Origin of the sequence: Chitinophaga niabensis (assembly GCF_039545795.1) — a bacterium.
GTDB classification, from domain to species: Bacteria; Bacteroidota; Bacteroidia; order Chitinophagales; family Chitinophagaceae; genus Chitinophaga; species Chitinophaga niabensis_B.
In genome coordinates this window covers 907,329-929,974 of record NZ_CP154260.1, presented here as the reverse complement: position 1 = coordinate 929,974, position 22,646 = coordinate 907,329, and the positions used below count along the sequence as shown (strand labels likewise).

The following is a 22,646-nucleotide window of genomic DNA, read 5'->3' as shown; positions in this document are numbered from 1 at the left end:
CTTCACATATGTCAACGCTCAGCACAACCGGCATCACCTGGTTCTTTGCCTGCAAAACAACAGACGTTCCCCCGAACGGAGGTGTTTGCATCAAGTATAAAGAAGAACAGATCGCCCTGTTTTATTTCACCCGCAGCGATGCCTGGTATGCCACACAAAACCTTTGCCCGCACAGGCAGCAAATGGCTTTAAGTCGTGGTATGACCGGTTCACACCAGGGAGAACCTAAAGTTGCCTGCCCCTTTCACAAAAAAACATTTTCATTGGCAGATGGAAGATGTTTGAACGATGAACACGAATGTTCCCTCACTACCTACCCGGTAAGGACGGAAGATGATCGTGTATATATCGGCGTTAGAGAGAACGAAGAAGCGTATTAAAGCGAAACCCGGTAGCTGGCAGGCTATCCGGGCTTCTGAATTTTAATATGATTGGCTCACTTAAAATTTATCAAAAATACATGAAAAAATCGTTCCTCGGCGGGGTCTCCTGTATTTTCTTTGGCACCTTCCTTTCTCTCGATTGTTCCGCACAATTCATGCTGGGCGCGCAACTAAGAACGCGTACAGAACTACGGGATGGCCAGGGAGGCCCACTTCCAAAAGGCAGCAAACCAGCTCTTTTCACTTCCCAACGCACCCGCCTATCCGCAGGGTACAGTACTTACCGCTTAAAACTTGGCCTCACCCTGCAGGACACAAGGGTCTGGGGGCAGGATGCATCAACCATCAACAGAACTACCACTGCAGACAATAACGGATTCCTCCTGCACGAAGCATGGGCAGAGATCCTGGTAACAGATACCACCATTAAGAACAAAAGCCTTAGCCTGAAAATAGGACGGCAGGAACTGGTCTATGACGACAGCCGCCTGCTGGGTAACCTGGACTGGCTGCAACAAGGCCGGAGGCACGATGCAGCTGTACTCAAATTCAAATACAACAACTGGAACTTTCACGCCGGTGGCGCATTTTCCCAAAATAAAGAAAATGCATCAGGCACTACTTACAACCCCACCCCTCCCGGCAACTATCCCGCCAATACCAATGGCGCACCACAATACAAAAGCCTGGAGTTCCTGCATATTAATAAACAGGCAGGCGCAGGCAGTATCTCCCTCCTCTTCCTGGCAGACCAGTTCTCCAAATACAGCGTGGACAGCCTGCTGGTGAAAAAATGGGAAGCAGCCAGTTACAACCGCATCACTACCGGCATGTATGTAAACTATCCATTCTCTAAGAACAGCATCATTGCAGCAGTCTACTATCAGAAAGGAAAAAACGGAGATGGGAAAGCAGTAGACGGCGCATTGTTCTCCGCAGCCTATCAGCGGCGTTTTGTGGAAAACTTCAGCATGGAAGCCGGTGTGGATTTTACCACAGATACTTTCGATCCGCTGTATGGCACACCACATAAATTCTGGGGTACAATGGACTACTTCTATGTGGCCAGCAAATTCGGTAACAACGGCCTGCAGGATTACTACCTGAAAGCCAAATTAAAGAAGAACACCAAATGGAACATCGGTGTAGACCTTCACCAGTTCTATAGTTCATCAGGTTTAACGTTTGGTACGGAAGCAGATCTTACCATGCAGTACAACCTTACCAAAGCCATCTCCTTTGAAGGAGGTTACAGCTACTTTAACAGCACGGCACAACTGGCCGCCGCCAAGAATGTCCCGGATGCACAGTATAATAATCACTGGGCCTACCTGATGATCAATATCAGACCGGACATATTCCTCAAATAAAAAACCTGACAAATGCTCAACAACAAACCACTCGATAAATTACGCATCTTCAGCCTGAACTCCATCCAGATGCGCACGTTCCATATCACCTGGCTGATGTTCTTTGTTTGCTTCTTTGGCTGGTTCGGCCTGGCACCACTGATGCCTACTATCCGTGCAGATCTTGGTTTAACCAAATCACAGATAGGTAATATTATCATTGCTTCTGTATCCAGTACCATCATTGCGCGGCTGATCATTGGCAGATTATGTGATACCTGGGGACCCCGTAAAACCGCAGTACGTATGCTGGTATTGGGTTCTATCCCTGTATTTCTTGTAGGGCTGGCGCACGACTACACCACCTTCCTGATATTTCGTTTAGCGATTGGCATTATCGGCGCCTCTTTTGTGATCACGCAATTCCATACTTCTATGATGTTTGCACCCAATATCAAAGGCACCGCCAATGCGGTTACCGGCGGCTGGGGTAATCTCGGCGGAGGTGTTACCAATATGGTGATGCCCCTCATCTTCGCGGCTATTGTAGGAATGGGTTACAGCGCAGGTACTTCCTGGCGCCTGGCCATGATCGTGCCGGGGTTGATGATGCTGGGTGTAGCCATACTCTATCACAAATACACAAAGGATACCCCTAATGGTAATTATGATGAAACAGGATACAACAGCACTAAACGTAAAACAGACTGGAAAGTATTGGGAGACTGGCGCATCTGGGCTTTAATGCTGGCTTATGCCATGTGTTTTGGCATGGAGATCACTTTCGACAATGTGGCTTCCCTTCACTTCGTGGACACCTACCATTTATCACAAAGCAGCGCAGGTCTCTGGGCAGGTGTATTCGGATTGATGAACCTCTTTGCGCGTGCACTGGGTGGTTTTGTGTCAGACAGGGTGGGCGCTAAACAAGGCATGAAAGGAAAAGGCATTCTGCTGGCTTTAGTGCTGCTGGCAGAAGGTGGCGGCTTATTACTTTTTGCAGGCGCACCTTCACTGGGCCTGGCCATTGCAGCCATGCTGGGATTTGCTTTATTCCTGAAAATGGCAAATGGAGCCACTTATGGTATCGTTCCTTTTATTAACCAGGAGAATGTAGGACTGGTGAGTGGTATTGTGGGAGCAGGCGGTAACCTTGGAGGTATGCTGTTCGGCTTCCTGTTTAAATCAGAGAACATTTCTTACGAACAGGCATTCACTTATATCGGTTATGCAGTTATTGCAACAGGCTTTATCGTATTGGTGACCAGGTTCAGTAAACAACCCGCTAATACACATGTACCGGCCAACGCAAAACCGGTATTAGCTGATTAAATATTTTAAACATGCAGGCATCATTCAAAACAACCTGTTGCTATTGCGGAGTAGGATGTGGTGTAATAGTTCATCGCGACAGGCAGGGAAGATTAACGGTAGAGGGGGATAAAGATCATCCTGTGAACAGGGGCATGTTATGCTCCAAAGGAATGAACCTGCACTATACCGTAACGGATACTTCAGACCGTTTGATGCATCCTGAAATGCGGTACAGCCGGAACAGCCCGCGCCAAAGGGTTTCCTGGGAACAGGCACTGGACAGAACGGCGGCTGTTTTTAAAGCTATCATAGAAAAACACGGGCCGGATGCCGTTGCATTTTATGCATCCGGCCAGTGTTTAACGGAAGAATATTATGTAGTCAATAAACTGATCAAAGGTTTTATTGGCAGCAATAACATTGATACCAACTCCCGGCTTTGCATGAGCAGCGCCGTGGCTGCGTATAAAATGTCTTTAGGAGAAGATGTGGTACCCGGCACTTATGATGATATTGAACAAACAGATTGCATCTTTGTGGCCGGGGCTAACCCCGCCTGGTGCCATCCTATTTTATGGCGCCGCATAGAAGCCGCCAGGGCAGCTAATCCCCGGCTGAAGATCATTGTAAGTGATCCCCGTGTTACGCAAAGTTGCACCATGGCAGACCTTCATCTGCAACTGCACCCGGGTACTGATATCGTGTTACATCATGCCATCGGCAGATTACTCATAGAACAGGGTAAAACAGATGCAGCCTTCCTGCAGCAGCATACCAATGGTTTTGAAAAATACCGGGAGATGGTGATGCAGCGGAGCATTACGGAAGCTGCACTTATTTGCGGCATACCGGATACTGCCATTTATGATGCAGCACATTACATTGGCGAAGCAAAAAGCTTCATGACCATGTGGACCATGGGCCTGAACCAAAGTGTGGTAGGTGTACATAAAAACCTTAGCCTGATCAACCTGCACCTGATCACCGGAAAGATAGGTAAACCGGGTTGCGGCCCTTTCTCTCTAACCGGCCAGCCCAATGCAATGGGCGGACGGGAAGTAGGTGGCCTATCGAATCTCCTGCCTGCACATCGTGTGTTGGATAATCCCGCGCACCGGCAGGCTGTACAGGAATTCTGGGGAGGCGTGCCCTTGTCAGACAAACCAGGGCTTACGGCTACAGAAATGTTTGCCGCCTTAAACGATGGCCGGTTGAAAGCGATCTGGATCATGTCCTCCAACCCATTGGTGAGCCTGCCGGATGTACGTTTCATGGAAGCTGCTTTACAGAAAGCGAAGTTTGTGGTGGTACAGGAGATCTCCAACAAACCGGAAACACTGGCTTATGCGGATGTGGTTTTACCCGCCGCAGCATGGGCAGAAAAGGAAGGCACCATGACCAATGCGGAACGCCGCATCAGCTACCTCCATAAAATAACCGATGCGCCGGGAGAAGCTTTGCCGGATGCAGAGATCATCTGCCGCTTCGCGAAAAAGATGGGTTACAAAGGATTTGATTATGCCAATGCCGGAGAAATATACAACGAACATTGCCGGCTGACAGCTGGTACCAATATCGATATCAGCGGGCTGAACTACCAGCTGCTGAAAGAAAAACGCAGTGTACAATGGCCTTACCCTGATGGTACAAAAGACCATGGCACACCGCGGCTTTTCACAGATCACTCATTTTACACACCTAACAAAAAAGCAAACATCCATTCTTTTGATGATGAAAATAATTCAGAAGCCCTGAACGATACCTATCCCCTGATCCTCACCACAGGCCGCATCCGCGATCAGTGGCATACGATGAGTAAAACAGGGAAAGTGAGTAAACTGAAACAACACATCGCTTCCTCTTTCCTGGAGATCCACCCTGAAGATGCCCGTGAGCGGAACATCCGGCAGGACGACCTGGTAGAAGTAAGGAATGAAAGAGGTACCGTGCGTGTAAAAGCACAGCTTTGCACCACTATCAAAAAAGGCGTGGTGTTCCTCCCTATGCATTGGGGAAAAATATTGAACAGTGATCTCAACCGTGCAAATAATCTAACTAATAATATCGTAGATCCGATCTCGAAACAGCCAGATCTGAAATACGCTGCTGTACAGGTATTGCGTTATGAAAAACCGTTCCAGAAGATCATAGTCATAGGTGCCGGCGCCGGTGCCTATGGCTTTGTGAAAACCTACCGTACCCTGAATACCCGCGATGAAATAGTGGTGTTCAATAAAGAAGACCAGCCCTTTTATAACCGCGTAATGCTCCCCGATTATATCAGCGGTACCCAGCAATGGGCACAACTGGTGAAAATGTCCGATGCGGAGGAAGCCCTCATGAACATTACACTGCACAGGGGCATGAGTATTGAAAAGATCAACCGGGAAGAGAAATATATCATAGACAGTAAAGGAAATACTCACACTTACGATGTACTGATCATGGGCACCGGCAGCCGTGCTGCCATGCTGAAAGATGTACCCCAACTCAAAGGCATCTTCACGATGCGTAGCCGGAGGGATGCAGATGCTTTTGTACAACACACAGATCCTTCAAAAGGCAAGATCGTAATTGTAGGCGGTGGATTATTAGGTATTGAACTTGCAGCATCCCTGCGGGAAATGAATATTGAAGTAGCCGTGGTACAACGTACCTCCCGCCTGATGGACAGGCAGCTGGACACACTCGGTGCACAGTTGCTGCATGAAGAACTGAAAGACCGTGACATCGATATCTATTACAATGATGAAATAGAACAGTTCAGCGGTTTGAAAAAGGTGGATGGCGTACGCCTGAAAAGTGGACGGCATATTGCCTGCCAGGCGGTAGTGATATCTATAGGCACCGTACCCAACATTGAATTGGCACAGGCCAGCCAGCTTGCCTGCAACCGTGGCGTAATTGTGAATGAATACCTCCTTACCAGTGATCCTTCCATTTATGCTATCGGTGAAATCGCCTCCTACGAAGGTACCTTGTATGGCATCACCGCAGCCGCAGAACAACAGGCAGCTATTGTAGCCCGCCATATGAACGGGGATATCACAGGGTATTATGAAGGATCCCTTTTTATGAACATCCTCAAAATGCATGGCATGGAACTGTGCTCGCTGGGCATGGTGGAAACACCGGCTGACCCTGCATATGAAGAAGTAGTGTTCATTGACAAGTCAAGAAGGTTCTATAAAAAATGTATCATCCATAACGACCGCCTGGTAGGCGCTATCCTTATCGGTGATAAATCTGAATTCCAGGAATTCAGGGAACTGATCCAACAGAAGATAGAGCTATCAGATAAAAGACTGGAACTCCTGCGCTCCGGCAAAAAAGCAGCGCCGGTGATCGGGAAACTGGTATGCTCCTGCGGAAATGTGGGTGAAGGAAATATCTGCGAGAAGATCAAAGAAGGATTCAGCTCCCTGGATGAACTCTGCAAAGCCAGTGGCGCAGGATTGGGCTGCGGCAGTTGCAAACCGGAAGTGAAACAGCTGCTGGAAAAGAATAAAGTAAAAAGAACATTGCAACAGGAACTCGTGTAATTATGGCCAGACTATCACAGATCTTCAGTATCAATTTCACCGGCGGTATCATTTCCCCCGGTTATCTGCAGGAAGTGCTGAACATAGCTACAGCAGCACAGGTTACACAGGTACGCTTCGGCCTGCGGCAGCAGCTCTATGTGGAGGTGCAGAACAAATACTGCAAACAATTTGAAAACGCCTGCCGCGAGAAACACATCGTTCTTTCCCAAACACCTAATATCAGCAGCTCTTACGCCGCAACAGATATCTTCATCCCTGATTCATGGCTCAAGGAAGGGATCTACAAAGATATCTTCGATCTGTTTGAAACACCACCTAAACTAAAGATCAATATCTGCGACAGCCAGCAAACCTTTATGCCTTTCTTCACCGGGCATATTAACTGGATCGCATCTGCACATGCACATTACTGGTACCTGTATATCCGCCTGCCGGGTCAGCAATCCACTTACTGCTGGCCAGAGCTGATCTATACCAACAGCATTCCGCAGGTGAGCAGGTTCCTGGAAGAACATATGACACAGATCCCCGAAAAGCTCTGTGATTACATTGGCCGGCCAAAGGATAAAGAACTGGATCTACCGGTTTTCCATCTCCCCTATTACGAAGGGTTCAATAAATACAATAACCAATACTGGCTGGGCATTTACCGCAGAGATGAAGAATTCTCCGTAGCCTTTCTCAAAGACCTCTGCTCTATATGCCTGGAAACCGGCGTAGGACAACTCTATGCCACCTCCTGGAAATCCATCATTGTACGGGATATTGAGCCTGCACACCGGCGGCTCTGGGATTATGCTTTGGGGAAACATGGCATCAATGTGCGGCATGCCGCCAATGAACTGAACTGGCAGATTGCGGATAACTGTGAGGACAGCCTCATTCTGAAAAGACATATCATCCGGCACTTTGACACAGCAGATGTACGTACCTACGGCCTTTGCTTCAGCATCCGCATGCAGCCCGGGAATAGTCATTTCGGGGCTATTGTGATCCGCAAACAGGAAAATAAATACAACAGCAAGCTGAAATACATGCAGCGTTTCGACATCCTCTATACTGCGGATTTCAACCCTAATTCCAGTACCCTGGTGCTCTACCGGGATAATGTCACCAAAGAACATCTTGGACCTTATATCGTATCTTTGTGTAAACACTATTACGAAAAGGGCAGTGAATGGGATGTATTACAGCAATACGTGGCAGAACAGCAGCCTGCCCCGGTGAACAGTGCTCCGGAAAAAATGGTATTGCAATGCCCCTGCTGTATGAGCATTTATGAAGAGGGACAGGGAGAACAGTGTTATATTTGCGAAACGGAGATCAGTGCATTTAAGGAAGTGCCCTTCAGCACATTAATTCAAACTACTTAACATGAAGATCAGGATAAGAGGAAACAGCATCCGTTACCGCCTGGATAAAGCAGATATCGGGGCATTAAAGGAGCATGGCAAGGTGGAAGAAGAAACACATATTGGTGCAGCGAGCCTTCACTTTTGTGTGCGTATCGGCGACAAGTATAAAGTTAAACTGGAAGGCAGCGGTGTACATATGAGCATCCTTGCGGAGAAGGCGAAGGAATGGATAGATACAGACCTGGTAGGGATTCAATTTGAGCAGCAAAACGCAGATAATAGCGTATTGAAGATCTTGATCGAAAAGGATTTCAAGTGTTTGACGGAACGGGAGGAAGATGATAGTAATGCGTTTGAGAATCCTTTATCCAAGCATGAATGCTGAGAGGGTGCGCCTGCGGCGGGCTTTTAATTAAATAGAAAACATGCTGCCAAAATACAGAAGCATACTTTTCAAAGTCTTTCTAGCCTGCAACACGTTTAAAAAGAAATCAATCTTAATAAAATTCTCTCCCATAAAAAAATCCGCCTCATCAGGGCGGCTTTTTTTTGATCTCCTACTCAAACAAACCCTTATCTATCGCCGGGATCAGTTTTAATGCATTTTTATAATACACTTTCTTCAGGATATCATCCGGCAGGTTCATGCCATACATCCGCCAGAAGGCATGGTACTTCTTATGATAAGGAAAGTATTCATCCGCTGTTTCCAGTACGCGGAAATAAGTAGCATACTCTTCCGGTTGCCAGGAATCTTTGCCGAACAAGATCCTGTCCTGGTACTTTTCGAAGAACTGCCTTGCTGCTTTAGGCTGCCTGCCCAGCTCTGCTATCACCGCCCCGAATTCCACGTACATATGCGGCATCTCATCCATCAACTTGCTCAGCTTACCCAGGTCATTCGCATACCAGCCAAAGTGTGCATTGATGAACTTAGTACCGGGATGTTTTTTGAACATGCGGTGTTCTTCTTCAATGATCGTCTCCCAGGGAACAGGATTATCCGGCCCTCTTTTACGACCGGGATGCGTCACTATTTCCAGCCAGCGCTCATTGTCTTTATCCACCGGGTCCCAGAAAGGTTTGGGATCAGCTGCGTGGATCAGCACAGGAATTTTTAACTCCCCAGCCTTTTTCCAGATGGCATCCAGGCGCGGGTCATCTACGGCTACACGTTTACCGGTATTATCTTTAACACTCAGCCCCAGGCTCTTGAAGATCTTCAGGCCATTGGCGCCATTACGCACATCTTCCTCCAGTTGTTTCACCGCTTTCTCCGTCCACCCGGGTTCGCCTATTCCGCCAAAGCTGATATTGGCAAAGATGATGAACCGTTTGGGTGCATTCGCTTTCACATTATCCGTCTGCCTTTTCAGGCCGGCGCCGTTGCCGCCACTGAGGTTTATCATCACTTTCATGTTCAATGCATCCATATCTTTCAGTATGCCCCGCAGGTCTCCAGAACCCAGGCCATTCTGGTGATTATGTATATCAACGAAAGGAAATTTAGCTTTGGTGAGTTTATGCTCCGGCACTACGAGCGTAGACTTCGGTTCATATTCCTCGAAGCCCATGGATGATCTTTCCTGGGCACATAGTATGCCTGCATAGGGCATCAGGGTACAGATGATAGTATAGAATTTCCACATAGCGTATAAGATAATAAACTAATAATATCTGAACAGCCCAAAATGATGAACGGCAATCAGCTACAGGGCTTTCAGCGCATCCTTGTAGATACTAAGGATGGTTTCAGGTACACGCTGTTGTTTCGCCAGGCTGATAGCGGCTTCCATGGTACTAACGGCCTCCCTTCTCATGCCCACCTTTGCGTACAATTGTGAAAGTGTGGTATAGTATGCATAGTTATACATATCCATATCCACAGATCTTGCCGCCCAAACGCAGGCCTTTCTCAGATCTTTCACGTCTGTCGCATGCTGCAGAAAAAGGCTCGCTGCTTTATTCATAACACTGGCAGTATATTTTGAATAATAGCTGCGTGCACTTTCCTTCAAATAGGGAAAATCCTCCACCTGGGTGCTATCCTGTTCACCTGAGGTATAAGGCCGCATGATCTGCTCGAACAGTTGCTGATCCCTGAGCCGGAACCCTTCTTCTCCTATGCGGCAGATACTATCCATAAAAACAGGAGACCTGTCAATCATCCGCTGTATTTGTTTGGTAGCGAGATAATATTCGTTACGGTATAGAAAAACGAGATAAGGATACCTTGGTAACGGATCCTCTAATTTACTGCTGAAAGCATCTGCCTTTCTGAAAAGATCATCGTCCGGTGATGCGGTAGCCTTCATGATCGAATTAATGATCACACTGCCCAGTGTTAAAGAAAGTTCCGGTGCAAAGCCCTTGTAAAAGGCCTGGTTAGCCATAATATGTTCAAATGCAGGAGATGTTACTGTTATGAGTGATTTGAGGAGAACGCTGGCAGTGGCAGTATCTTTTAATTCTGAAGGACTTAACTGACTGAAAAATTGGTCCCGCACCATATTGATGGTATCCGAAGGCATTTCAAAAATGATCAGCCTGTTCAGGTATTCTCTTACAAACTCTTTATCATTTTTACGGTCAGGATAGGATGCCTGCCATGCCGGCATTGCCTGCCTGGCCTCATGGATGTATAATGCAGTATCCGCCAAAGATATGAACCATAGCGGATCTTCCCTGTATCCACTGCTTCTGTACACCACAACACCATCCCCATTAATATAGAGATAAGTAGGATACACTTCTACCTGGTACCTGTTGTTGAAAGACTCCCCTTCCTGCCAATCTCCATCTACCCGGTAGTTGATGAACTGTGCATTATATTTATCTCCCACCATCTTTAAAGGGAAAATTTCTTCTTTCATCCTTTGGCTGGATTCGCTCCAGTCTGTATATACATTTACAAAGATCAGTTTCTTGCTTTTTTTGGCTTCCTCTATTGCTTTCAACCAGCTGCCCCTGAAAAAACGCAAACCTTCCTTCTGTGCGAGCACAGAAAGTGAAAAGAAGGTGAACAAACAGCAGAGTATAATTTTGATTTTTGTCATGCTGAACTTATTTTCCATTTAGCGTTACAGGTTCTCCAGGGCCCTTTTGTACAGGGCTACCCATATAGGAGACACACCTTGCTCCTGCGCCAGCGTGATAGCGGTTTGCATAGCAATGATCGCTTCCCGTTTCATCCCTGTTTTTGCATATAACCTGGCTAACACTGGGTAATTCTTATAGTTATCCTTGTCCAGCTCAACGCCTCTTTCCGCCCAGCCGCAGGCCTTTTTCAGATCAGTTCTGTTCCGGGTATGCTGCTGAAAAATATCTGCCGTTGTAATTAAAGCGTGTGCAACATAAGCAGAATATACTGTGCGCCGGTCTTCCCTTTGCCGAAGAAAATTCCTGGCAGTACTGCTATCAACTTCTCCGGAAAAATAAGGCTCCATCAGTTCTTCAAACTGTTGCTGGTCTTTACGGCGGATCTCATCATCACTCATTTCGCAAACACGGTCCAGGAAAAACGGCGCCCTTTCTATTACCCGCTTCACCTGCTTATTCATTACATAAAACTGGTTCGTATACATGAAAACGGAATAAGGATACCTCAGGGATGGGTTCTCCAGCTTTTTACTGGCAACCAGTGCATCCCAGAAAAGGGCATCATCATCTGTTTCGATGGCTCTCCTGAATGAACTGAGCACTACATTACCCATCCATAAAGGGAACTTTTTAGTAATGCTGCTATAAAAAGGCTGATGGGAAATGAAATGTTCAAATACAGCAGACTTTACAGAGGTAAGCATATTTAAGAGGAAAAGCACAGTAGCAGTATCTTTCAGCTCCATTGGTTTTAACAGGCTGAAATAATGATCCTGCACACTACTGATAGTATCATCCATGATCCCAAACTCCCTGAGTTTCGTTAAATATTCTTTCACGAATGCCTTATCCTGCTTCCTCGTTTCATATCTGGCTTCTGCGTAAAGCTCTACTTTATTCTCCCGGTGGTGCCGCAGCACAGTATCTGCCAAACCATTGAACCGTTTAGGATTAGAGGTCTGCCCATTAGACATGTAAACGAGATCACCATCTCCGTTAAAATAGAGATAGGTGGGAAATCTCTTCAATCGGAATTTTCTGCTCAGGGACCTCCCCTCTCCTCCTTCCACATCTACCTTAAAATTGATAAAATGGGTATTATATTTATCGCCTACCTCCTTTAATGGAAATATTTCAGTTTCCATTCTTTTGCTGGGTAGCCCCCACTCTGTATACACATGTATGAAGATCAGCTTACCGCTTTGTTTAGCTTCTGCCAATGCTTTTTTCCAGTTGCCCCTGGAAAAATGTATCCCCTCTTTCTGCGCCAGCGCAGGAAGGGCAAAACAGAAAAATAAACAACAGAGTACGATTCTAACTTTTGTCATGCTATGCTTTTTAGCACTCATTAACCTTTATTCATAGCTTCTTCAATGCATCCTCATATGCCTGGATGGCCATTTCCGGCGCTTTCTGATTATGCGCCAGATCAATGGCCGTTTTCATAGTAGCCATCGCTTCCTGCTTCATCCCTGTTTTTGCATACAGCTTTGCCAGTACGGCATAAAAGGAATGATTATCCGGTTGCAAATTCACGGATCTCGCGGCCCAGGTACAGGCTTTTTTCAGATCTTCCTTTTGTTGGGCATACTGCAGGAAAACATCTGCTGTTTTATTCAGCGCCACAGCAACATACTTTGAATAATTATTACGCCAGGTCAGTTTCTCCCTGGAAAAAAAGGGTACAGTGGTGCTGTCCAGATAACGGGTAGTATAAAGAGATAAGACCTGATCATAGAATAACTGATCTCTTTGGGCCATTTCTTTTTCGGTGATACGGCAGGTGCTATCCATGAAGGCCGGGGCTCTTTTTATGATCTCATCCGTTTGTTTGGTGGTAAGATAATACTGGTTCTCAAAAAGAAAAACAGAATAAGGATATTTCAGGCTGGGGTTCTCTACCTTATTACTGGCAGCAGATGCCGCTTTGAAAAGCACGTCATTCTTTTTACCGATGGCTTTCATATAGGAATTGAGCACCACATTACCCAGTGTAGTGGGGAGTTGTTTTGCAAAACTCCTGTAAAAAGATTGATTGGAAATAACATATTCAAATACGGGGGACTGTACTGTTGTGAGTGAATTTAAAAGAAGGGCAGCGGTGGCTGTATCTTTTAGCTCCAGCGGTGTTAACTGGCTGTAAAAATGATCCAGTACTTTGCTGATGGTATCCTCGGACATTCCAAACCGGGTAAGCTTCTTTAAATATCCGGCCACAAATGCTTTATCCTGCTTCCTGTTTTCATAGGCGGCCTGATCAGAAACTATGGTTTCCTTTGAATGATGGAAGCGCAAAGCAGTATCTCCTAAGGCAAGGAATCGTTTAGGATTGGGGCTGTATCCCTTAGCCCTAAAAACCAGTTCACCCTCCCCATTGAAATAGAGATAGGTTGGGTAGCTCTTCACATCGTACGCTTTGCTAAGAAAACGGCCTTCTCCCTTTTCAGCATCTATCCGGTAATTGACAAAATGTGTATTGTACTTCTCCCCTACCCCCCTTAAGGGAAATATCTCCTTCTCCATTTGCTTGCAGGGCCCACACCAGTCCGTATACACATCCACAAAGATCAGTTTATTGCTTTTCTTAGCTTCTGCCAGCACCTTCTTCCAGCTGCCTTTAAAAAAAACGATCCCTTCCTCCTGTGCAAGAACGGGCAGGGCAAGGAGAGAGAACAAACAGCAGAGTAAGATTTTAGCTCTTGTCATGATAAGCTTTTTTAGCGGGTACATTCATCCGCCAGATACAGGATCGATTCGTAGTTCTTTCCTACCGCGTCAGACAGGGCCATCTCACAGGTTTTAGCGGTAGAATAGTATCCTTCATAGCTTTGCTTCTTTACTTCATTTGCCTCCGGCGCAGTGGCCGCAGCGGTTAACTCAGGGAAGAGGAAGCCCCTGTCCCCTGCCATACCACAGCATCCTGCGGTAACTGGTACATCTACATTATTGGCATAATGTTTTGCGATATTCACCAGCTTGCCGGTTAACTTCATCTTCTGCAAGGTACAAACCGGGTGCAATACAATGTTATCTTTTTTATGGATGGTGCCGGGTGATTGCAGCACATGATCATGCAGGTAATCAATACTGTCGATGATCATCATTTTATCAAAGCGCTCCCTGTTTTCCGGCGTGAGCACCCCACGCCTGTGCTGAATAGTTTGCGAGCAGGAGCTCACATCCAGCACTACAGGATAAGCGCCATGATGGGTCCATTCCCACAGTTTGCTGATAGTATTATTGGCCGTGTGCTGGTATGCCTGGCTGAATCCCTTGGAAGAGAACAGCTGCCCGCAGCAGGCGGATTGAATATCGTCCGGGATCAGCACATTGATCTGTGCTTTCGCGGATACGCTCATGAAGGTATCTACCAGGTTCTTCTTATCATCCATCGCACCTCCCATTACACGCGAGATACAGGTAGGGAAATACACCACAGTTGCCTGACCACCGTTATTGGTACTTTTAGCTTTGAAGGAAGCAGCCTGCAGTTGATTGCTCCATAAAGGAAAAGCAGGAATGAGTTTTTTAATACCACCGGTAAGGTTATGCATCGCATTTTTACCGAACACACTATTGATGGCATTCCCTGTTTTTAATGCAAAAGATACTACCTGCGTGGTGGCTTCAAAATTCTTTGCAATACGCAGCGCCACATTATTGGCAAACGAAGTATGGTTTTCTCTTCTTAATCTTTTTACCAGATCACCGGTATTGATGTCCACCGGGCAAACGGTAGCGCACAAACCATCCACGGCACAAGTTTCCAGGCCATCGTACTGGTATTCCTTTATCAGTTCTGCATATTCTTTCTTTTTATCTGCTTCTTTCAGCAGTGCCAATTCCCTTCTTACTACAATGCGCCTGCGGGGTGTAAGGGTAATGTCCCTGCTGGGGCATTTATGTTCGCAATAACCGCATTCAATACATTTATCCACCTCCTGCTCTACTACCGGCAGGGGCTTAAGATTTTTGATGTGCAGGTTCTTATCATCGCTGATGATCACACCCGGGTTGAGCAGGTTCTGCGGATCGATCACTTCCTTCAGTTGTTTCATCACCTGGTAAGCTTCCCCACCCCATTCTGTTTCAACGAAAGGCGCCATGTTCCTGCCCGTTCCATGTTCTGCCTTTAAGGTGCCATCATACTTTTCTACCACCAGGGTTACTACATCTCTCAAAAACCGGTCGTACCGCTCAATCTCTGCCTGCGTATTGAAAGATTGTGTTACCACAAAATGGATGTTGCCATCTTTGGCATGCCCGAAGATGATGGCATTATCATAACCATGCTGCACAAAAAGTGCCTGCAGGTCAAGGATAGCACTGCCCAGCTGTGCTACCGGGAAAGCAATATCTTCCAGCACCACCGTTGTGCCACTGGCCCTTACAGCACCTACTGCAGGGAACATGCCTTTACGGAGTTTCCATAAGAATTGCTGCTCATAAGGATCTTCTGTAAACCTTGGTGGTTCCAGCAAAGAGAAATTTGCGAGGGAAAGTCCGTTTAATTTTTCCTCCAACACCGCAGTACTGTCTGCTCCAAACTCCACCAGTAAAGCAGCGGCTGTTTCCGGTAATGTTTTCAACTGTTCAGGAACGCCCGTCACATGTTCTATGGAACGCAGCGATGCCCTGTCCATCAGTTCCACTGCTTCTGCACCTGATAAAGTGAGCGAGGGAATAGCCTGGCAGGCAGCATAGATATCCGGGAAATATAAAAATGCGGTGGATTTATAAGGATAATCCGGTACGGTTTGCATCACTGCCTCCGCAATAAAGCCCAGGGTACCTTCTGCACCGATCAACAGATGTGCGAGTATATCCAGCGGGTGCGAGTAATCGATCAATGCATTCAGGGAATAACCTACCGTGTTTTTGGTTTCGTATTTCTGGCGGATCCTCAGCTGCAGATCAGCATTCCCTGTTACCTGTGCACTGAGGGTTTTGATAGCCTGAAAAATAGTGCTGCATTCATTTTCGAACCGTACATAATCTTCCGGGATGGCAGTGTTGAATACTTTACCATCCGGTAATATGAAGCGGATATATTTTGTGGTATGGTAAGAGTTCAACTTCACACCGCAACACATACCACTGGAATTATTGGAAAGGATGCCGCCGATCATGGCAGAATCAATACTGGAAGGGTCCGGCCCTATTTTCCTCTTGAATTTCCTCAGGCGGGCATTTACCATACCCCCTGTTATACCCGGCTGCACCCTTACCTGGTTGCCCTCCTCTTCTATGGACAAACTGTTCCAATACTTACTGAGATCTACCAGGATGCCATCTGTAATGGACTGCCCGGATAAACTGGTACCGCCTGTGCGAAAAGTGAGAGGGATTTTATGCTGATGGGAAAAATGAAATAAGGCAATGATCTCTTTTTCATTCAGCGGTTGCACCACCGCTTTGGGCCGCAGGTAATAAAAACCTGCATCTGAGGCGTAGGAAACGAGATCTATCAATCGTGTTTTAATCCTGTCCTTCGGTAAGATCGCTTCTAATAACTTCCCTGTTTCCATTTATGATTCCAACTATTTGCCCTACTAAAATATAAAAATTCCCAGTGATAACCTGCTTGCCCTCTTTTCCGGGACCTGGCTTAAGACATAATAAGCCTTCCTTAAGTTATAGATAAGCCATAGATAAGCCATAGATAAGCCGTATCTATAAGGGACGGCTTATATACGACTTATATACGGGTTATATACGACTTATATACGGCTTATCCTATCTTAAACTCAAGCAGGGGAAGGCTTTGAGCATACCTCCCAAACGCAAAAAGGCCGCCCGGAGGCAGCCTTTACTAGTAGTTTTTAACCCTTATTTACAGCATTTAGCCAAAATCCCTACAACATTCGCTAATTCCCGGTCGTTCAGGGCGGCAAAACCGAACCGTAATCCATTATCAGGCTTCCCCTGGTAATGATATTGCACTCCGGGAGAGATCCGTAGCCCCAGGTTCAATGCCTTTTCAGCCACCTCCCGGATAGGTTCCGGGAATTTCAGCCAGAGGGCCAGACCACCGGAGGGAGGGGTAAACTGCAACCGGTTGTCCAATTTATCCACAAGTAGCTTACAGAGCAGGTCCCTCCTTTCATGATAAACCTTTTTTGCCTTTTTGAGATGCCGCTCAATAGCTCCGCTGGCAAGCATAGCCGCCAGGGCTTCCTCCGTGAGGTTATCTCCCCGCAGGTCCATTAACCTGCGCAAATGGGCCGCTTCTGTAATAAAGCGGGCTGGTGCTACCAGGAAGCCTATCCTCAGGGATAAACCCAGGGACTTTGTGAGGGAGCCGATATACATCACATTGCCGGCATGATCTGCACTCGCCAATGGCAAGATGGGGGCCGAACTATAATGAAAATCATAATCGTAATCATCTTCTATTACGGCCAGTTTATAAGTACGGATGATCTCCAGCAACTTCATCCTCCTTTCCGCACTCAGCGTTACAGTAGTAGGATGGTGGTGATGCGGTACCACGTATAACATCCGGATCTTTTTGGTACGGCAGAGCTTTTCCACGGCATCTACATCTATCCCTTCATGATCCACCGGCACCCTGATAATATTAGCACCCAGCTGTTCAAAACAGAGATCCGCAAACACGTAATTGGGGCTGCCTGCGATCACATGATCCCCTTTCCTGATGAGCATAGCTGCCGCCGTGTAAATAGCCATCTGCGCTCCCCTGGTGATCATGATATTATCCGGGGAAATATTCAGGCCTCGGGTATTGGTGAGGAACGTTGTCATTTCCTTCCGCAGCGTATCACTTCCATCCATGAGTAATTTGATGTAGCGCGGGCTCTGAACAATAGAGCGGCATTCTTTTGTCCATTCCGTTAAAGGCGCCAGCCGTACATCCGGGAAACCATCATTGATGGTATAACGGATACCGGTGGCAGGCGGCGGTGGTTCCAGTTTTGGTACGGCATGGAAGGAAAAAGAAGGGCCCTGTGTATATGCAGCGGCAGGAGTTTTAAAAGAACGCGGTTTGATAACAGGGAGGTTAGCCGCTACCATCATGCCTTTGCGCGCCATGGATACTATCCAGTCCTGGCTGGCCAGTTCCTCATAAGCAGCTACTACGGTCTGCCGGTGCAAGCCCAATTGTTCTGCCATTACACGGCTCCCCGGAAGAAAAGCCCCCGGCTGTAAAACCCCTTCCTGGATCAACCCGATGAAGCGGTTAGCGATCTGCTGGTAAACAGGGTATTTCGATTTCTTGTCTATCTGTATGAGCGTTTTAAAAGGAAGCATCTGGACCAGTTAACGATGACTAATTGAATCGCTAAGATAGTCCATATGCACTTTTTATTTTTCCAGGATAGCGGTGATCCCCAATCCTCCTGCGGCGCAGATGGAAACAAATCCTTTACCACTTCCTTTCTGATGCAACAGTTTAGCCATAGTAGCAAGGATGCGGCCACCGGTGGCGGCAAAGGGATGCCCTGCGGGAATGCTGCTGCCTGTAACGTTGAGTTTGCTGCGGTCTATAGCACCCAGGTTTTTATCCAACCCGAACTGTGCTGTTAATTCGGGGCTTTCCCAGATCTTAAGGGTGGCTAATACCTGGGCGGTAAAAGCTTCGTGGATCTCGTAAAAATCAAAGTCCTGCAATTGCATGTTTGCTTTCTGCAGCATGCGGGTGGAGGCGTAAATGGGTGCAAGCAAAAGGTTATGCCTGTTTTGCTGATATTCAAGGGCAGCCACTTCGGCGAAAGTAATATAAGCAAGAACGGGCAGCCCATGCTGCGCGGCCCATTCCTCACTGGCTAACAGTATGCAGGAGGCTCCGTCTGTTAATGGAGAGGAATTACCTGCTGTGAGCGAACCGTTCACTTTATCAAAAGCGGGTTTCAGTTTAGCCAGCTTTTCCATACTGGAATCTGTACGCAGGTTATTATCTCTTTGCAACCCTTTATAAGGCGTGATCATATCTTCAAAGAAACCGCTTTCATAAGCTTTCGCCATTTTGCGGTGGCTTTCCAGCGCAAATGCATCCTGCTCTTCGCGGGGGATCTGGTAGTATTTGGCAGTGATCTCTGTATGTTCTCCCATAGACAGGCCTGTTGGCGCTTCGCGGTTCATGGGGGCTACGGGTGTAAGGTCTTTGAACCTGATCTTCAGGAACTGTTTCAGCCTGTCTCCCGTAGTTTTAGCCCTGCGGGCGGCCAGTAAGATCCTGCGTAATTTTTCTCCCAATACAAGGGGCACATCGCTGGAAGAATCTACACCGCCTGCTATACCCACTTCTATCTGGCCCAGTGATATTTTATTGGCGATGTAAACGGCAGCTTCGATGCCGGTATCGCAGGCCTGCTGAATATCACAGGCGGGTGTACCGGGATGCAGGGAAGTATGGAGTGTACATTCCCGCATGAGATTAATTTCCCAGCTATGCCTGATCACTGCACCGCCGGCTACTTCACCCAGCAATTGCCCATCCAGTTTATAACGGGCAATGAGGCCATTCAGTGCGGCGACCATCATGTCTTTATTACTTGCATCCGCATAGAATGTATTCTGGCGGGCGAAGGGGATACGGTTATATCCAACAATAGCTACCTTCCGGGATTGATGATTGTTAAGCATATTTAAAATAACGGAAAAAGGCTGATAAAGTTTATCAGCCTTTCCGTTCATATGGCATAATTCAGTGTTAATTTCCTGCACGCCGTAATTCATCCGCAGTACCTGTTTGCCGCTCCCTGGCAGCTTCCACTTTTGTGTTACCAAAACGGTAACTGAAAGCAACGTTCAACGTTCTGTTCTGCCAGCGGTTATTTACATTCAGGTATACGTTGTTGTATTCAGCGGTCCCTCTGAAACGGTTGGAAGCAAACACATCTCCTATATTTATTTTAATGTTCCCTTTCTTCTGCAGGATATCCTTCTGCACGCCCATGTTCACAGCTCCCTGTGCCCTGGATTTGAAGATCCCATATACGGTAGGTGCATTGTACCATGCCCCTACTTCAATTTTAATATTATTGGGCAGCGTAAAGATATTGGTAGTATTGAAGTTATAGGACAGCTGTTGTGTACTGAAACTCTTCTTTGGATCAGGATCGTTGATCTTGTATTTATTATAGAAGAAAGAAAGATTGTTCGTAGAGTTCCACCATTTGGTAACATCAAAAGGCAATGTAAGATCCAGTGAATAATTATCCTGTGTACCCAGGTTCTTGTTGGTGCTGGTGGTTACCCTGGTTTCATCATCCACGATCAGCCACTCATCCCAGACGTCATTCGTACGGCTGTAACTTAGTGCCGCGATATATTTCTGCTTGAACATATAGGACAGCTCTGTATTATGCGTATACTCCGGTGTGAGGTAAGAGTTACCACGGAAGAAAGTATACCTGTCCAGGAAGAACATAAAAGGGTTCAACTGACCATATCCCGGGCGGTTAATACGTTTGGAATAAGCCAGGGATAATTTATTGTTATCGTTAAACTTATGATCTATGGAAGCATTCGGGAAGAAATCCAGGTAGGTCCTTTCTGTTCTGGTCTTTAACGAAATAGAATTCCCGTCTGCCGTAGTTTGCTCCAGCCTTAAGCCCAATACAAAGTCTGTTTTCTTTAATTGTTTCTTGTAGATCAGGTAACCGGCCAGGATCTTTTCTTTATAAACGAACTGATCGTATTGAGAAGGTACCGGCACAAATACACCATTCAGCAAAGAATCATACCGCATGAAGTTTTCCGTGTCCACAAAACTGGCTTTTACACCCGCTTCCACTTTATTGGTTTTATTCAGCACTTTTACGAAATCTGCCTTAATACTCTTGATTGTAATATCCGTATATGGCGTGGTATTAATGGCACTGCGCTGGCTGACAGTACCACTCTGTTCAAGAACAGTACTGTCTTTCAGCAGCGTTTTCATGTTGTTGCCAAAATCAGCATAGTCTGCATCTACTGTAAATTCAGACCCGCTGGTATCCAGCTTCAATTTATAGTTGAGGTTGTAAGAAGTGTTTTTAAAGCGGTTATTACCCCATATACCGGTATACAGTACTGAATCCGTCTGCCCTCCTTTGTTCGCGATCTGCGTGGCACTGGGAGCATCTCTCCAGAAAGCATTGCTGTAGGCATTCACCATTACACCTACTGTTTGTTTATCCGTAATGGTATAGTCGATACCGGCTTTCAGGGAACGGTTGAGGAACTCTCCTTTCTGGAAAACATCCTGCCGGAACTGCATGGGAATACTTCCGCCGGTAGTACGGTGCAGTTCCCGGGTATTAAAGAACTGCCGGTCTCCCCAGTTGATGTTACCAAAAACATTCAGCTTTTTTGTTCTCCAGTTCAGGTTAAGCCCTGTATTGTAGAAAAGGTACCTGCCACCGCCGAAGCTGGCATTTACGGTACCGTTCAACCCGGTCAGCTGGCCTTTTTTGGTTTTAATATTAATGATCCCGGAAGAACCTGCGGCATCATACTTGGCGCTGGGGCTGGTAATGATCTCAATCTGGGAAATACTTTCCGCAGGCATGCTTTTCAACAGATCTGCCAATGCTTCATTGGTGAGATAAGTCAGTTTACCATCCAGCATCACTGTTACCCCTTGTTTACCTCTCAGCTGCAGGTTATCATCTTTATCTACCGTTACACCGGGTGCCCTGCGGAGAACATCCATGGCTGTATTACCTGCTGCTACTGCACTGCTCTCTACATTGAGGATAGTTTTACCTTCACTTCTTTCTATAAAAGGTTTCTGCCCTGTAACATTAACCGTCTGCAAATTCTTAGGAGCGGTAGTAAGGGACATGGTTTTAAGGTCTATTTGCTGATGAGCGGCATCCACCTGGAACACGGCACTTTTTTTCGCAGTGAATCCTAATTGCGAAACCTCCAGGTAGTAAGCGCCTGCAGGTACTTTTTCAAAAAAACATTTGCCATCATTATCACTCATCTGACCTTTTAACAGCGCGCTATCTGCAGCTTTGCGGATCACTACACTGGCGTATGGCAGCGGGTTTCCGGCGGCATCCGCGATTTTCACGCTGATACTTCCGGAATGAGTTTGGGCGTATATTGGAGCGCCTGCAAGGAACAGGATCACTATCAGGAAGAGCTTTTTCATTGCAACCTTTTAGCTTTTTAAAGTTCGGGTTAAGTACTGAGCTATCGAAATTGTTTTTGAACTGGAAAACTATATAGAACGATATAAATGACCTGGGGAACAAACGTTTGCGCCATCCGCCCTAAGAAAGACGAATGGCGCCAATAAAAGTTGCATATCGGGGTAAAATATTATGGTTTATCTAGTCGATGGATTCCAGGATGGCCCGGGAGAACTCGCTTTCCAAAGCATTACATTTATCCGGGCACCTGTTCTTATCCGTGATCACAAACTGCCCCTCGCTGTTTATCTGCATATGAAAACGCACCTTTTTGGGTCCGTACATAAAATAAACCTGGTATAACTGCGGGTCCTTAGCGTTCATGGGATTGAAATCAAATTCTACCTGGTGTTGCTCTATACTAAATACTTTACTAAACCTTACGATCTTTTTAATGGCCATTGCTCGCTGTCTAATCTATGAAAAATGAGGGCGCAAGGTGCAATAATTTATG

Annotated in this window: 15 protein-coding genes; 6 read left to right on the top strand and 9 right to left on the bottom strand. The window is 46.5% G+C overall.

All coding sequences use genetic code 11. The features are described 5' to 3' along the window. Nucleotides 1-8: 8 nt before the first annotated feature. The 6 genes from nirD to AAHN97_RS03915 all read left to right on the top strand — a co-directional run bounded on the left by nirD (nt 9) and on the right by AAHN97_RS03915 (nt 8,331). Nucleotides 9-380 (top strand): nitrite reductase small subunit NirD, encoded by a 372-nt coding sequence (gene nirD, locus AAHN97_RS03940; RefSeq protein WP_343306253.1) that lies wholly within the window; start codon nt 9-11, stop codon nt 378-380. 80 nt (nt 381-460) lie between these two features. Next, a complete protein-coding gene (locus AAHN97_RS03935) occupies nt 461-1,753 on the top strand; it encodes an alginate export family protein (protein WP_343306252.1) in 1,293 nt (430 codons plus the stop codon). A 12-nt stretch (nt 1,754-1,765) separates the two neighbouring features. Next, on the top strand, nt 1,766-3,064 hold the full coding sequence (locus AAHN97_RS03930; protein ID WP_343306251.1) for a NarK family nitrate/nitrite MFS transporter: 1,299 nt from the start codon (nt 1,766-1,768) through the stop codon (nt 3,062-3,064). Between the two features lie 11 nt (nt 3,065-3,075). Beyond that, a complete protein-coding gene (locus tag AAHN97_RS03925) occupies nt 3,076-6,588 on the top strand; it encodes a molybdopterin-dependent oxidoreductase (RefSeq protein WP_343306250.1) in 3,513 nt (1,170 codons plus the stop codon). Between the two features lie 2 nt (nt 6,589-6,590). After that, the gene (locus AAHN97_RS03920; RefSeq protein WP_343306249.1) at nt 6,591-7,964 is read left to right on the top strand and encodes a rubredoxin; all 1,374 of its coding nucleotides are present in this window, start codon (nt 6,591-6,593) and stop codon (nt 7,962-7,964) included. A gap of 1 nt (nt 7,965) precedes the next feature. Further along, nucleotides 7,966-8,331 carry a DUF7009 family protein gene (locus tag AAHN97_RS03915; protein WP_343306248.1) on the top strand — a complete coding sequence of 122 codons (366 nt, stop codon included), beginning with the start codon at nt 7,966-7,968 and terminating at the stop codon, nt 8,329-8,331. Nucleotides 8,332-8,503: 172 nt separating this feature from the next. Here AAHN97_RS03915 and AAHN97_RS03910 read toward each other — a convergent pair whose 3' ends face one another. The 9 genes from AAHN97_RS03910 to AAHN97_RS03870 all read right to left on the bottom strand — a co-directional run bounded on the left by AAHN97_RS03910 (nt 8,504) and on the right by AAHN97_RS03870 (nt 22,594). After that, nucleotides 8,504-9,595 (bottom strand): amidohydrolase family protein, encoded by a 1,092-nt coding sequence (locus AAHN97_RS03910; RefSeq protein WP_343306247.1) that lies wholly within the window; start codon nt 9,593-9,595, stop codon nt 8,504-8,506. A gap of 60 nt (nt 9,596-9,655) precedes the next feature. Beyond that, on the bottom strand, nt 9,656-11,002 hold the full coding sequence (locus AAHN97_RS03905) for a thioredoxin family protein (protein ID WP_343306246.1): 1,347 nt from the start codon (nt 11,000-11,002) through the stop codon (nt 9,656-9,658). Between the two features lie 24 nt (nt 11,003-11,026). After that, nucleotides 11,027-12,373: a thioredoxin family protein gene (locus AAHN97_RS03900; RefSeq protein WP_343306245.1), complete on the bottom strand. Its 1,347-nt coding sequence runs from the start codon at nt 12,371-12,373 to the stop codon at nt 11,027-11,029. A 31-nt stretch (nt 12,374-12,404) separates the two neighbouring features. Then, a complete protein-coding gene (locus tag AAHN97_RS03895) occupies nt 12,405-13,751 on the bottom strand; it encodes a thioredoxin family protein (RefSeq protein ID WP_343306244.1) in 1,347 nt (448 codons plus the stop codon). Between the two features lie 11 nt (nt 13,752-13,762). Further along, nucleotides 13,763-16,573 carry an FAD-binding and (Fe-S)-binding domain-containing protein gene (locus AAHN97_RS03890; protein ID WP_343306243.1) on the bottom strand — a complete coding sequence of 937 codons (2,811 nt, stop codon included), beginning with the start codon at nt 16,571-16,573 and terminating at the stop codon, nt 13,763-13,765. 301 nt (nt 16,574-16,874) lie between these two features. Continuing rightward, nucleotides 16,875-18,317, bottom strand: a complete 1,443-nt coding sequence (locus tag AAHN97_RS03885; RefSeq protein WP_343306242.1) for a PLP-dependent aminotransferase family protein — start codon at nt 18,315-18,317, stop codon at nt 16,875-16,877. 54 nt (nt 18,318-18,371) lie between these two features. After that, nucleotides 18,372-19,652 carry an acetyl-CoA C-acetyltransferase gene (locus AAHN97_RS03880; protein WP_343306241.1) on the bottom strand — a complete coding sequence of 427 codons (1,281 nt, stop codon included), beginning with the start codon at nt 19,650-19,652 and terminating at the stop codon, nt 18,372-18,374. Between the two features lie 67 nt (nt 19,653-19,719). After that, a complete protein-coding gene (locus AAHN97_RS03875; RefSeq protein WP_343306240.1) occupies nt 19,720-22,152 on the bottom strand; it encodes an outer membrane beta-barrel protein in 2,433 nt (810 codons plus the stop codon). Between the two features lie 181 nt (nt 22,153-22,333). Further along, nucleotides 22,334-22,594, bottom strand: a complete 261-nt coding sequence (locus AAHN97_RS03870; protein WP_343306239.1) for a hypothetical protein — start codon at nt 22,592-22,594, stop codon at nt 22,334-22,336. Nucleotides 22,595-22,646: the final 52 nt, after the last annotated feature.

What these genes read in the sequence shown, in the direction of transcription:
- nirD (WP_343306253.1), top strand. Translation starts at nt 9, where the DNA reads ATGTCAACGCTCAGCACAACCGGCATCACCTGGTTCTTTGCCTGCAAA.
- AAHN97_RS03935 (WP_343306252.1), top strand. Translation starts at nt 461, where the DNA reads ATGAAAAAATCGTTCCTCGGCGGGGTCTCCTGTATTTTCTTTGGCACC.
- AAHN97_RS03930 (WP_343306251.1), top strand. Translation starts at nt 1,766, where the DNA reads ATGCTCAACAACAAACCACTCGATAAATTACGCATCTTCAGCCTGAAC.
- AAHN97_RS03925 (WP_343306250.1), top strand. Translation starts at nt 3,076, where the DNA reads ATGCAGGCATCATTCAAAACAACCTGTTGCTATTGCGGAGTAGGATGT.
- AAHN97_RS03920 (WP_343306249.1), top strand. Translation starts at nt 6,591, where the DNA reads ATGGCCAGACTATCACAGATCTTCAGTATCAATTTCACCGGCGGTATC.
- AAHN97_RS03915 (WP_343306248.1), top strand. Translation starts at nt 7,966, where the DNA reads ATGAAGATCAGGATAAGAGGAAACAGCATCCGTTACCGCCTGGATAAA.
- AAHN97_RS03910 (WP_343306247.1), bottom strand. Translation starts at nt 9,595, where the DNA reads ATGTGGAAATTCTATACTATCATCTGTACCCTGATGCCCTATGCAGGC.
- AAHN97_RS03905 (WP_343306246.1), bottom strand. Translation starts at nt 11,002, where the DNA reads ATGACAAAAATCAAAATTATACTCTGCTGTTTGTTCACCTTCTTTTCA.
- AAHN97_RS03900 (WP_343306245.1), bottom strand. Translation starts at nt 12,373, where the DNA reads ATGACAAAAGTTAGAATCGTACTCTGTTGTTTATTTTTCTGTTTTGCC.
- AAHN97_RS03895 (WP_343306244.1), bottom strand. Translation starts at nt 13,751, where the DNA reads ATGACAAGAGCTAAAATCTTACTCTGCTGTTTGTTCTCTCTCCTTGCC.
- AAHN97_RS03890 (WP_343306243.1), bottom strand. Translation starts at nt 16,573, where the DNA reads ATGGAAACAGGGAAGTTATTAGAAGCGATCTTACCGAAGGACAGGATT.
- AAHN97_RS03885 (WP_343306242.1), bottom strand. Translation starts at nt 18,317, where the DNA reads ATGCTTCCTTTTAAAACGCTCATACAGATAGACAAGAAATCGAAATAC.
- AAHN97_RS03880 (WP_343306241.1), bottom strand. Translation starts at nt 19,652, where the DNA reads ATGCTTAACAATCATCAATCCCGGAAGGTAGCTATTGTTGGATATAAC.
- AAHN97_RS03875 (WP_343306240.1), bottom strand. Translation starts at nt 22,152, where the DNA reads ATGAAAAAGCTCTTCCTGATAGTGATCCTGTTCCTTGCAGGCGCTCCA.
- AAHN97_RS03870 (WP_343306239.1), bottom strand. Translation starts at nt 22,594, where the DNA reads ATGGCCATTAAAAAGATCGTAAGGTTTAGTAAAGTATTTAGTATAGAG.